The sequence below is a fragment of the Micromonospora sp. CA-249363 genome (genome assembly GCF_050950185.1).
Taxonomy (GTDB): Bacteria; Actinomycetota; Actinomycetes; order Mycobacteriales; family Micromonosporaceae; genus Micromonospora.
Window position 1 is genome coordinate 894,510 of record NZ_CP192020.1, and the last position, 12,290, is coordinate 906,799.

Consider the following 12,290-nt stretch of genomic DNA (forward strand, 5'->3'; position numbering starts at 1 on the left):
GACTCGACCGGGGCCCGTTGCTGTCGTACCTGGTCAGCCGGTGTTGCGCATGCCGGCGGCGATGCCGTTCACGGTGGTGAGCAGCGCCCGTTCCAGGGCGGTGCCGTCGCTGGGAGCACGTCGACCGCCCGGCGCGGTGGCGACCGCCCGACCCGCCGCGCCGGACTCCCGGTACTGGCGCAGCAGCGCCACCTGGAGGTGGTGCAGCGGCTCCAGGTAGGTGTCGCGGACGGCCAGGGTGCGCTGGAGCACCGGCGAGTTCTCCAGCAGGGCCGGCGAGGCGGTCACCGCCAGCACCTCGCGCTTGGTCAGCTCGTACTCCTGCTCGATCTGCTCGAAGATCGGGTGCAGTTTCTTCGGCACGAGGGTCTCGACGTACCGGCGGGCGATGCTGAGGTCGGTCTTGGTCAGCATCATCTCGACGTTCGACAGGAACGTGCGGAAGAAGTGCCAGTTGCGGTGCATCTCGGCCAGCACGTCCGCCAACCCGGCCTCGCGGGCGGCGGCCAGGCCGGAGCCGACGCCGAACCAGCCCGGCACGATCTGCCGGGTCTGCGTCCAGCCGAACACCCACGGGATGGCCCGCAGCCCGGACAGTCCGGCGCCGGTGTTGGGACGCTTCGCCGGCCGGGAGCCGATGTTCAGCGCGCCGAGCAGCTCGGTGGGGGTGGACGCCCAGAAGTACGCCGGCAGATCCGGGTCCTCGACGAGCGACCGGTACGACCGGAACGCCGACTCGGACACCACGTCCATGGTCGCGTCCCAGCGTTCCAGCATCTCGGCCGGCTGCCGGGGCGCGGTGTGCAGCAGTGTCGCCTGGAGGACCGCGGCGAGCGTCAGCTCCAGGTTCTCCCGGGCCAGCGAGGGCAGGGTGTACTTGTCGGAGATGACCTCGCCCTGCTCGGTCACCTTGATCGCGCCGTCCAGGGTGCCGTACGGCTGGGCCAGGATCGCCTCGTGCGTCGGGCCACCGCCGCGCCCGACCGTACCGCCGCGGCCGTGGAAGAGCCGCAGATGTACGCCGTGCCGGGCGGCCACGTCACGCAGCGCGCGCTGGGCCCGGTGGATCGACCACTGGCTGGTGGTGATCCCCGCCTCCTTGTTGGAGTCGGAGTAGCCGAGCATGACCTCCTGCACGTCGCCACGGGCCGCGACGAGCGCCCGGTACGCGGGCAGCGACAGCAGCTCGTCGAGGATCTCGCCGCCGGCGTTCAGCTCGGCCGGGGTCTCCAACAGCGGCACGAAGCCGATGCGGGCCCGGCCGCTGTGCACGTCGACCAGCCCGGCCTCGCGGGCGAGCACCACGGCGGCGAGCACGTCGTCGACGCCCAGGGTCATCGAGATGATGTACGACTCGATGACCTCGCTGCCGAAGCGGTCCTGCGCCTCCCGGATGGTGCTGAACACGTCGAAGGTCTTGCGGGACAGTTCGGAGAGGGGCGTGTCCGCGGTGGAGAGCGGCCGGCGGCCGGTCAGCTCGTCGGCGAGCAGCTTGGTGCGTTCCAGCCGGCTCAACGACGGGTAGTCGGACACCTCGCCCACGGCCTCGTAGAGCTGGGCGAGCACCGCGTGGTGCGCCTCGGCGTGCTCCCGGACGTCCAGGGTCGCCAGGTGCAGGCCGAACGCGGACACCGTACGGATGGTGGAGGCCAGCCGGCCGACGGCCGTGAGCTGCCCCGAGTTGCGGGCCAGCGACGCGCGCAGCAGGTCCAGGTCGGCGATCAGCTCGGCCGAGCCGCGGTAGTCCCGACCCGGCACGTGGGCGGTGCCCTGACGCAGCCGCTGCCGGGTGTTGGCCAGCTTGGCCTTCACGCAGCGCGCCTTGAGCCGGTAGGGCTCCTCGGCGTTGACCCGGCGGAACCGGGCCGCCACCTCGGGCAGCGCGTCGAGGTCGGCGGCGAGGCTGGCGGACAGGTCCAGCGACACCCCGCGCAGCCGACGCGAGACCGAGACCTCGTTGATCAGGTGGTCCATCGCCTTCTCGGTGGCGGCGATGCCGTGCTCGTGCTGGATGGTCAGCACCTCGCGGGTGACCGCCGGGGTGACGAACGGGTTGCCGTCGCGGTCGCCGCCGATCCAGGTGCCGAAGCTCAGCGGGCGGGCCGTCGGCGACGTCTCCACACCGAGGGTGCGCAGCGTGTCGGCCAGGTCGTCGAGCACCTGCGGCGCGGCCTCGGCGTACAGGTCCCGCAGGTAGTAGATGGCGTTACGGGCCTCGTCGGTCGGATCCGGCCGGTCCAGCCGCAGCTCGTCGGTCTGCCACATGAGGTCCAGCAGCTCGGCCAGCCGACGGTTGGCCGGGCCCTCGTCGCTCGCGCCGTAGAGGATCGCGTTGGCGGTCTCGGTGTCCAGCTCGTCGGCGATGGCCCGCAGCTTCGACAGGATCGATCGGCGGGCCGCCTCGGTCGGGTGGGCGGTGAAGACCGGCCGGACCGCCAGTCGGCGGGCGACGGCGGCGATCTCCTCGGCCGGCACCCCCCGTTCGGCGATCATCTTGGCCGCCTGGTCGAGCCAGCCGCCCTGCACGGCGCGGCGGCGGCGCAGGTCCCGGGCGCGGTGCACCTGCTCGGTGATGTTGGCCAGGTGGAAGTAGGTGGAGAAGGCGCGGGCCAGCTTGGTGCCGGTGGTCACGTCGAGCCCGCCGAGCCGCTGGGCGGCGGCCGGGACGTCGGACCGTACCTGGGCGCGGATCTCCTCGACGAGGTCGAGCAGCGGGCGGCCCTCCTGACGGGCCAGGGTCTGGCCGAGGAGGGTGCCGAGCCGGCGGATGTCGGCGCGCAGCGCGGCGTCCGGGCCGTCGTGGTCGTGCTGGTCGGTCACGATGCGCTCCTTACGTGAGTACGAAGGACAGCGCTGTCCGACTCCCTGGATGGTATCCGCGTCGGCCCCTAAGACAGGAGGGGCTCCGGGCGTGCCGCGTCGTGAGACGGAACACCCAGGAGATCACCTCAGGCTCTTGCGCGGGCGCGCGCCCGGCCTCCCCGCACCACGGTCGCGGCGAGCAGGGCCGCCAGGGCGACCACCGCCCACAGCGCCAGCCCGATCAGTGGCCAGCCGATCGACCGCCGGTCGAAGTACACCGCCGACTTGACCAGGTCGGTGGCCAGCCCGGGCACGTTCCACCGGTGCATGCCGCGCAGCCAGGTGGGCAGGAACTCCGGGGCGTAGATGCCGCCGGAGCCCGGATTGCCGAGCACCACCAGCAGCAGGATGACCAGCCCGGTGCCGAGCACGCCCAACCAGCCCTGCACGGCGGCGGCCACCATCGCGGCGGCGAAGGCGGCCAGCATGCCGGCGCCGGCGACGGCCGGCAGGTCGTGGTGCCAGACGTCCAGCACCGGGCCGACGATCACCGCGCCGGCGATGCCGAGCACGACGCTGTAGACGGCGAGCGCCCCGATCCGTACGCCTGCGCGGCGTAGAGTGCGTGGAGTCGTGCCGACGGAGATGCCGAGCGCGGTCGAGGCCAGGTAACCGCCGAGGACGCACCCGATCGCCAGGTAGAACGGCACCAGACCGCGGGGGTCGGTGTCGGCGACCGGCACCTCGTCGGCCACCCGCAGGGGCAGGCGGGCCTGCTCGGCGGCGGCGCTGAGCACCTGCACGACCACCTCGGTGGCGGCCGGCGCGCCGGCGCTGGCGGTGGTCAGGACGAGCCCGCCGTCGGGGGTGGAGCCGAGTACCCCGTACACCTCGCGGCTGGTCAGACCGTCGTCGGCGGCGCCCGGATCGGCGTACTCGATGGCCTTGATCGTGTCGGTCCGGTCGCGGACGGCGGTCAGGACCGATCGTGCGACCTGGTCGCCCCTCGCCACGCCGACCGGGACGTCGCGGGGGTGGGGTTCGTGCAGGGCGCCGACGTACGCGGCGATGAACCCGACGGCCAGCGCCAGGGTGCCGAGCAGCAGGCCGGCGGTACGGGGGATCTGGTCGCGTAGCCGGACCTCCTGCGACTCGTCCACCAGGTCAGCCTATGGTGCCGTTTGCCCTGCTTCCGGTGTTTCTGCCGGCATGCGTTCGATCCCTGACCGCCGTGCGGTGGAGACGAGCAATTTTCTTCAAGACCTGTTCAAGCTTTCGCGGCGACGATGGTTCTCGTCGGTCCGGAGGTCGCCCCGCCGGGTGGCCGAACCGGAGCACGCGGGCCTGTTCGGGGAGGCCCGAAGCCCGGCCGGACCCGCGCCCGGGGAGGTGCCGTACGCCCGCAGGTACGGCACCTCCATCCCGCGTCCGAGGTCAGGCGGCGACGGCCGGATCCGTCCCGCCGGTGGCGAGAAGGCGACGCAGGCGCGCGGGAGGGTGACCCACCTGCTCGCGAACCACCCGGGTCAGGTGAGCCTGGTCGGCGAAGCCGTACTCGGTGGCGAGCGCGCCCAGCGGACGGCCGTCGGGCTCGGCGAGGGTGTCCAGGACGGCGCGCACCCGCAGGCGGTTGCGGTAGGCGGTCAGGCTGCTGCCGGTCACCCGCTGGAACACCCGGCTGAGGTGGTGCGGTGAGCTGCCCACCTCCCGGGCCACGTCGCTCAGGCCGAGCGTGAAATCGGAGTGGGCCAGCACCTCGCGCGCCCGGTCGGCGAGCCGCCGGTGCGCGGCCAGCGTCGCCGGCCGTCGACGGACGGCCCGCTCGACCTCGGCGTCCACCTCGTCGTCAGCGAGGTCGCTGTGGTGCAGCAGACGGGCCAGGAACCGCTGGAGTCGTTCGGCCATCTCGAACCGGTCGAGCCCGCGCCGGAACTCGGCCACCAGCAGACGGTGCGCCAGGTCCAGCGTGGCATCCGAGGTGCCCGCCCACCCGCTCCGGTCCATCCAGCGCTGGGCGTCCGGCCGTTCCGCCAGCACCGCCGAATCGATCTCCAGGCAGGTGTACGAGTCGCCGCAGCCGAACGGATGCGCCACGGCCATGTCGTCGCCGGGCCGGGTGAGCAGCACCGACGTGGCGTCGGAGAGCTCGACGCGCCCGTTGAGCCGACGCCGGTACGCCCCGGACCGACCCAGCATGATCTTGTGGCGGTCCTGGGTGACGGTCTCCGTCCACCCGTGCTGCTCGACGATGCAGCGCACCTGGTAGATCAGCATCCCGTCCGGATGCCCGAGCACCCGCCAACGGGCGGGCGTGGTGTGGCGACGCGGATCACTACCGACCTGCTCAGCGGGCATCGCTCTCCCCGACCTCCGACCTTCCCGTGACCCCACGGGGCTTCCTGACCGCCACCGCCTCAGCTCTCGACCACGGCGAAGGCACGGACCGGGAAGGTGCCCATCCCGGCCACCATCGGTGGGGCCGCGGTGAACCGGAACCCGGTCGGCGGCAGCGCGTCCAGGCCGGTCAGGTGCTCCACGACCGGGATGCCGGCGGCGAGCAGGATGCTGTGCGCGGGGCGTACGCCGTTCGCCGCCGGGCTCATGTCGTCGATGTTGATCGAGTCGATGCCGACCAGGGCCGCGCCCGCGTCGGCCAGTGCGCGCGCGCCGTCCTCGCTCAGGTGCGGCGCCTCCGGCGCTCCGTACCGCTCGGTGCCGAAGTGCGCGTCCCACCCGGTGTGCAGCAGCACCGCACGCCCGGCCACCTCGTACGGGGCCAGCATCAGCCGATCCACGGCGCGGGTGTCGGCCGGTACCCGGACCACCAACCCGGGCAGGTCGGCGAGGCGGTCCAGCGACACCCCCGTCAGATCCTCGCGACCGGCCCAGCGGTGTGCGGGAGTGTCCACGTACGTGCCGGTGTTGGCGATCATGTCGATCCGGGCCACGTGGAACTCGGTGCCCGGCGCGTACCGCTTCCGGGACTCCGCGTACGTCAGCCAGTCGGTGATCCGCGGGCCCGGCCACCCGGGCAGGGTGGTCATCCCGTCGCTGAGTACGTGGCTCAGCTCGACCAGCCGGCGACCGCTCCCGCCGGTGGCGACGGCGCGACCGCCCTTGTGCGGTTCGTTGATGATCGTCTTCGCGCTGATCCGGACTTCGGCGACCATCAGCAACCCGAGATGCCGGACGAAGAGCGCGGCGAGATCGTCATCGCTGATCTCCTGACCGGGAATGTCCAGCCGGAACCCCTCGGTACGCAGCCCTCCGCCGTTGGCGAAGCTCACCTCCGCGTCGAACTGCGCCCGCCACTGCTCACCCATCCCCGCACTCGACCACGGCTCCCCGCCCCGGTCAAGATCCGCGCAAGGCTCCCATGATCGCGCTGCATCCAGGATCTAGTGGCCTCGCGCGCCGGTGAGGCCCCTACATCCTGGATCGAGCGCGATCTTGGCCGGGCGAGCGCGGGGTGACCGGCAAGATCCACGCAACTTCACCGAAGTTGCTGTCTCCGGCGCGTCTGAGGCAGCAACATCGGGGATGTTGTGAGGATCTTGGGCGCGGGGCGCGGGGCGCGGGGCGCGGGGCGCGGGGCGCGGGGCGCGGGGCGCGGGGCGCGGGGCGCGGGGCGCGGGGCGCGGGGGGCGGGGCGCGGGGCGCGGGGCGCGGGGCGCGGGGCGCGGGGCGCGGGGCGCGGGGCGCGGGGCGCGGGGCGCGGGGCGCGGGGCGCGGGGCGCGGGGCGCGGGGCGCGGGGCGCGGGGCGCGGGGCGCCGCGCGGGGGCGTGGGACCTGGGCGGAACGGGGTGGGTGTCGGTGGGCGGGGATAGGCTTGAGGACGTGCACCCCCCGTCCGGCTGGACGCGGGGCTCCCGTCGTGTGCGCCGACTCCCCTGGAAGGACTCCCTTGCTCACCGGTCTGTTCTCCGCCGCCCTGGCCGACCCCGGGCTGGCCCGGGCGCGTGACCTGGCGCGCTCCGGTGCCGCCCAGGTCGACGGGCTCGACATCACCGCTCCCGCCGCGCTGCGCCCGTTCGCCGTCGCGGCCGTCGCCGCGGACCCCTCCGACGCCCGCCCCGGCAGCACCGACGCCCACCCCGGCAGCACCGCCACCGCCGCGGGCAGCGGTGGCGGTGCCGGGCGACCCGTGCTGGCCGTGACCGCCACCACCCGCGAGGCCGACGACCTGGCCGCCGCGCTCGGCGGGCTGCTGCCGCCGGAGCAGGTGGTGGTCTTCCCCTCCTGGGAGACGCTGCCGCACGAACGGCTCTCTCCCCGCTCGGACACGGTGGGCCGTCGGCTGGCCGTGCTGCGCCGCCTCGCGCATCCCGAGTCGGCCGACGCGCACGGCCGGACCGGCCCCCTGCGGGTGGTGGTCGCCCCGGTCCGGTCCCTGCTGCAACCGCAGCTCAAGGGCCTCGGCGACCTGGAACCGGTGCAGCTCGCCGCCGGCGAGGAAGCGGACCTGGAGGAGGTCGCCCGCCGTCTCATCGACATGGCGTACGCGCGGGTCGACCTGGTCACCAAGCGCGGCGAGTTCGCCGTGCGCGGCGGCATCCTGGACGTCTTCCCGCCCACCGACGAGCACCCGTCCCGGGTCGAGTTCTGGGGCGACGAGGTGGAGGAGATCCGTACCTTCGCGGTCGCCGACCAGCGCACCATCGAGCAGGTGCCGCTGCTGTGGGCGCCGCCGTGCCGTGAGCTGCTGCTGACCCCGGCGGTGCGCGAGCGGGCCGCCGCGCTCGCCGAGCAGCACCCCGAGCTGGCCGAGATCCTGGACAAGCTGGCCGAGGGCATCCCGGTGGAGGGGATGGAATCGCTGGCCCCGGTGCTGGTCGGCCCCGACTCGCTGGAGCTGCTGCTGGACGCGATGCCGGCCGGCACCCATGTCCTGCTGTGCGACCCGGAGCGCATCCGCACGAGGGCGCACGATCTGGTGCGTACCTCTGAGGAGTTCCTGCAGGCCTCCTGGGCCGCCGCCGCGGTCGGCGGCCAGGCCCCGGTGGACGTCGGCGCCGCCGCCTTCCGCACCCTGGCCGAGGTACGCGCCACCGCCGGCACGCTCGGTCAGCCCTGGTGGACGCTGTCCCCGTTCGGCCTGGTGGAGGCGGAGACGGCCGAGGCGCGGCAGCCCTGGGAGGACGCGCCCGAGCAGGCCAGCGTCACCCCGGACGACGCCATCGCGGTGACCCTCGCCGCCCAGCCCGCCCCGCTGTACCACGGCGAGACCGCCCGGGTCGTCGACGACCTCAAGCGCTGGGCCGGCGAGGGCTGGTCGATCGCCCTGGTCTTCGAGGGGCACGGCCCCGCCCAGCGTGCGGTGGAGGTGCTGCGCGACGCCGGCCTGGGCGCCCGGCTCACCGAGGAGGTGCCCGCCGCCCCCGCGCCCGGTGACCTGGTGGTCACCTGCGGCGCGCTGACGAGCGGATTCGTCGACGAGGCGTCCCGTTTCGTGCTGCTGACCGGCAACGACGTCACCGGTGGCCGGGGCACCTCGACGCGGGACATGCGCAAGATGCCGAGCCGCCGGCGCAACACGATCGACCCGCTGGAGCTCAAGGCCGGCGACTACGTGGTGCACGAGCAGCACGGCATCGGTCGGTACGTCGAGCTGGTGCAGCGCACCGTCAACGGCGCCAGCCGGGAGTACCTGGTCATCGAGTACGCGGCCAGCAAGCGCGGCCAGCCCGGCGACCGGCTGTTCGTCCCCACCGACCAGCTCGACCAGCTCTCCCGCTACGTGGGTGGCGAGCAGCCGGCCCTGCACAAGATGGGCGGCTCGGACTGGCAGAAGTCCAAGGCCCGGGCCCGCAAGGCGGTCCGCGAGATCGCCGCGCAGCTCATCCAGCTCTACGCCGCCCGCAAGGCGTCCAAGGGCCACTCGTTCGGCCCGGACACCCCCTGGCAGCGGGAGCTGGAGGACGCGTTCCCCTGGCAGGAGACGCCGGACCAGCTCGCCGCGATCGACGAGGTCAAGCGGGACATGGAGCAGACCGTCCCGATGGACCGGCTGATCTGTGGCGACGTCGGCTACGGCAAGACCGAGATCGCGGTGCGGGCGGCGTTCAAGGCCGTGCAGGACGGCAAGCAGGTGGCGGTGCTGGTGCCGACGACCCTGCTGGTGCAGCAGCACTACAACACGTTCGCCGAGCGGATGAGCCAGTTCCCGGTGCAGATCCGGCAGCTGTCCCGGTTCCAGACCCCGAAGGAGACCGAGCGGACGTTGGAGATGGTCGCGGACGGCACCGTGGACATCGTCATCGGCACGCACCGGCTGTTGCAGACCGCGACCCGGTTCAAGCAGCTCGGTCTGGTGATCGTCGACGAGGAGCAGCGGTTCGGCGTCGAGCACAAGGAACACCTGAAGACGCTGCGCGCCTCGGTGGACGTGCTGAGCATGTCGGCCACCCCGATCCCGCGCACCCTGGAGATGGCGATCACCGGCATCCGGGAGATGTCCACCATCGCCACCCCGCCGGAGGAGCGGCACCCGGTGCTCACCTTCGTGGGCGCGCAGGACGACCGGCAGGTCGCCGCCTCCATCCACCGGGAGCTGCTGCGCGACGGTCAGGTCTTCTACCTGCACAACCGGGTCGAGTCGATCGACCGGGCGGCGCGGCGGCTGCGCGAGCTGGTGCCCGAGGCGCGGGTCGCCGTCGCCCACGGGCAGATGAGCGAGGAGGCGCTGGAGAAGGTCATGGTCGGCTTCTGGGAGAAGGAGTTCGACGTCCTGGTCTGCACGACCATCGTGGAGTCCGGCATCGACATCCCGAACGCCAACACCCTGATCGTGGAGCGGGCCGACCTGCTCGGCCTGGCCCAGCTGCACCAGATCCGTGGCCGGGTCGGCCGGGGCCGGGAGCGGGCGTACGCGTACTTCCTCTACCCGCCGGAGAAGCCGCTCACCGAGCACGCCCACGAGCGGCTGGCGACCATCGCCCAGCACACCGAGCTGGGCGCCGGTATGTACGTGGCCATGAAGGACCTGGAGATCCGGGGCGCCGGCAACCTGCTCGGCGGCGAGCAGTCCGGCCACATCGAGGGCGTCGGCTTCGACCTGTACGTGCGGATGGTCGGCGAGGCGGTCTCCGCGTTCAAGGGTGAGCGCCAGGAGGAGGAGACCGACGTCAAGATCGACCTGCCGGTTGACGCGCACCTGCCGCACGACTACGTGGGCGTGGAGCGGCTGCGTCTGGAGATGTACCGCAAGCTCGCCGAGTCGCGCGACGAGGACCGTCTGGGGGAGGTCGTCGCCGAGATGACCGACCGGTACGGCGAGCCGCCGGCCCCGGTGCAGAATCTGGTGGCGGTCGCGCGCTTCCGCCTGCTGGCCCGCCGGTACGGCCTGACCGACGTGTCCGTGCAGGGCAAGCACGTACGGTTCGGGCCGCTGCCGCTGCCCGACTCGAAGCAGCTGCGGCTCAAGCGCTACCACCCGGACGCGGTCTACAAGCAGGCCACCGACCAGGTCAGCGTGCCCCGGCCGAGCACCCGTCGGATCGGTGGCGAACCGCTGCGCGACCAGGCGTTGCTCGAATGGTGCGCGCAACTGCTCTCCGACGTCCTGGGCGCTCCCGCCCCGCTCGCCGCCGCAACCGCGTGATCGGTCGCGGGCGTCTGAGGACGCCCGCGACCGCGTCGAGCCGGCGTGGTGTGGTGGGGGCCGTCACCGCATGGGAGAGGGCATGAGAGAGTGACGGGCATGCGTGCTCGCCGTGTGATCGTCGCCGCCAGCGTCGCGGCCCTGGCTGCCCTGTCCCTCGCTGCGTGCGGCAGATCCGCGCCGAGCGTCGCCGCCTATGTCGGTGACACCACCTACTCGGTGGACCGGGTCGACACGATCTTCGCCGAGGCGCAGGCGTCGTACGAGAAGAACGCCCGAGTGGCGTTCGAGCAGCAGAACGGCCCGTCCGCAAGTCCCTCGCCGGATGAGCTGCGTTTCAAGGGGACCCGGCAGGACATGCTCAACCTGCTCGTCGCCCTCGACCTCGCCAAGCGGGTCGTCGCGGAGAAGAAGATCCCGGTGCAGGAGCGGTTCAAGGCCGCGGAGTTGGGTCAGAACCTCCAGGTCCCCGGCTCCGAGTACGCGAAGCTCGCCGCCGACTGGTTCAACCACTTCGCCGCCCTGCAGGCCGGTCTGCCGCCTGCCGAGTTGACCGACGACGAGCGTGCGGCGATCTACGACGCCCTGGTGAAGGCCGGGATCGCCTCCGCCGGTTGGCCCGTCGAGCAGCAGCGCCAGCAGTTCGCGGCACCGGAGATCGCTCCGCAGGTGAGCGCGGTGGTGGCGCTCAGCTCGGCCTTCAAGGAAGAGGTCAAGCGGGAGGACGTCACCGTCAATCCGCGCTACTCGTCGCTGGAGATTCCGGCTCTCTTCCAGGTGCCGAACCAGGGCACTGCGGTGTACGACCTGCCCTACCTGGACCTGGCCAGCAGCACGGTCACCGAGGTCTCCACCCCGGAGGCGTCGCCGTCCAGCCCCAACCCGGACGCCGAGGGCACGGCCAGCTGAACATGACGGCACGGATCGTCCTGCTGGTCACCTCACCCCGGCTGCCGGCCGGCCTGCTGACCTCGGCCGCCTGGGACGTCGTACGCCAGCATCCGGTGCTGGCCGGCGCGGAGAGCGAGTTGACCACGGCCGTGCGGCAGGCGGGCGCCGACGTGACCGTCGTGGACGGCCCGGCCACGCAGGCGCTGCTGGACACGGTCGCGGCGCACGGTACGGCGGTCTGGCTGGCCGGCCCGGCCGGGGACGAGTCGCTGGCCCGGGAGTTGGGTCTGCGGCTGGCCCGGGAGCCGGGGCTCGCCGAGATGGAGCTGATGTACGGCTCGTGGGATCCGCCGGGGGCTCGCCTGCTCGACGCGGTGGCCGTGCTGGACCGGCTGGCCTCGCCGGGCGGCGACCCGTGGAAGCGGGCGCAGACGCACCGTAGCCTCGCGGGTTACCTGCTGGAGGAGAGCTACGAGGCGTACGACGCGATCAGCGCCGACGACACCGACGCGCTTCGCGAGGAGTTGGGCGACGTGCTGCTCCAGGTGGTGTTGCACGCGCGGCTCGCCGAGGAGTTGCCCGAGGGTGAACGGTGGAGCATCGACGACGTGGCCGGTGGCCTGGTCGACAAGATGATCCGGCGTAACCCGCACGTCTTCGCCGGCGCGGAGGCGGGCACGCTGGAGGAGATCACCGCCAACTGGGAGCGGATCAAGCGGGCCGAGAAGGCACGCGACTCGGTCCTGGACGGCGTGGCGCTCAGCCAACCCGCCCTGTCCCTGGCCGCGCAGATCCTCGACCGCGCCGCCCGCGCCAACCTGACCATCCCCCTCCCACCCCCCGGCGACCAGGCCGACGAGGAGGAGCGCCTAGGCGCGACCCTCCTGACCCTGGTGGCCGAAGCCCGCAAGGCCGCCCTGGACCCCGAGGCAGCCCTCCGCCGCGCAACCCTGGCCCACGCCGAAACCATCCGAGCCGCCGAACGAGGTTGATCAA

General features: G+C 73.0%; 7 protein-coding genes. 3 read left to right on the forward strand and 4 right to left on the reverse strand.

Annotation, left to right across the window (positions count from 1 at the left end):
* Positions 1 to 33 precede the first annotated feature (33 nt).
* From ppc to ACQPZK_RS04320, 4 genes are all read right to left on the reverse strand, one after another.
* Positions 34 to 2,820: a phosphoenolpyruvate carboxylase gene (ppc, locus tag ACQPZK_RS04305; RefSeq protein ID WP_433537045.1), complete on the reverse strand. Its 2,787-nt coding sequence runs from the start codon at positions 2,818 to 2,820 to the stop codon at positions 34 to 36.
* Between the two features lie 128 nt (positions 2,821 to 2,948).
* Positions 2,949 to 3,962, reverse strand: coding sequence for a hypothetical protein (locus ACQPZK_RS04310; RefSeq protein ID WP_433537046.1), 1,014 nt, complete (start codon positions 3,960 to 3,962; stop codon positions 2,949 to 2,951).
* Between the two features lie 274 nt (positions 3,963 to 4,236).
* Positions 4,237 to 5,157 (reverse strand): helix-turn-helix domain-containing protein, encoded by a 921-nt coding sequence (locus tag ACQPZK_RS04315; protein WP_433537047.1) that lies wholly within the window; start codon positions 5,155 to 5,157, stop codon positions 4,237 to 4,239.
* A gap of 59 nt (positions 5,158 to 5,216) precedes the next feature.
* Entirely contained in the window at positions 5,217 to 6,125 is a 909-nt protein-coding gene (locus ACQPZK_RS04320) for a cyclase family protein (protein WP_433537048.1), read from the reverse strand.
* Between the two features lie 582 nt (positions 6,126 to 6,707).
* Here ACQPZK_RS04320 and mfd point away from each other — a divergent pair.
* The 3 genes from mfd to ACQPZK_RS04335 all read left to right on the forward strand — a co-directional run bounded on the left by mfd (position 6,708) and on the right by ACQPZK_RS04335 (position 12,286).
* A complete protein-coding gene (gene mfd, locus ACQPZK_RS04325; protein ID WP_433537049.1) occupies positions 6,708 to 10,403 on the forward strand; it encodes a transcription-repair coupling factor in 3,696 nt (1,231 codons plus the stop codon).
* Between the two features lie 99 nt (positions 10,404 to 10,502).
* Positions 10,503 to 11,312, forward strand: coding sequence for a hypothetical protein (locus tag ACQPZK_RS04330; RefSeq protein ID WP_433537050.1), 810 nt, complete (start codon positions 10,503 to 10,505; stop codon positions 11,310 to 11,312).
* A 2-nt stretch (positions 11,313 to 11,314) separates the two neighbouring features.
* The gene (locus ACQPZK_RS04335; RefSeq protein ID WP_433537051.1) at positions 11,315 to 12,286 is read left to right on the forward strand and encodes a nucleoside triphosphate pyrophosphohydrolase; all 972 of its coding nucleotides are present in this window, start codon (positions 11,315 to 11,317) and stop codon (positions 12,284 to 12,286) included.
* Positions 12,287 to 12,290 lie beyond the last annotated feature (4 nt).

What these genes read in the sequence shown, in the direction of transcription:
- ACQPZK_RS04315 (WP_433537047.1), bottom strand. Translation starts at nt 5,157, where the DNA reads ATGCCCGCTGAGCAGGTCGGTAGTGATCCGCGTCGCCACACCACGCCC.
- ACQPZK_RS04320 (WP_433537048.1), bottom strand. Translation starts at nt 6,125, where the DNA reads ATGGGTGAGCAGTGGCGGGCGCAGTTCGACGCGGAGGTGAGCTTCGCC.
- ACQPZK_RS04330 (WP_433537050.1), top strand. Translation starts at nt 10,503, where the DNA reads ATGCGTGCTCGCCGTGTGATCGTCGCCGCCAGCGTCGCGGCCCTGGCT.
- ACQPZK_RS04335 (WP_433537051.1), top strand. Translation starts at nt 11,315, where the DNA reads ATGACGGCACGGATCGTCCTGCTGGTCACCTCACCCCGGCTGCCGGCC.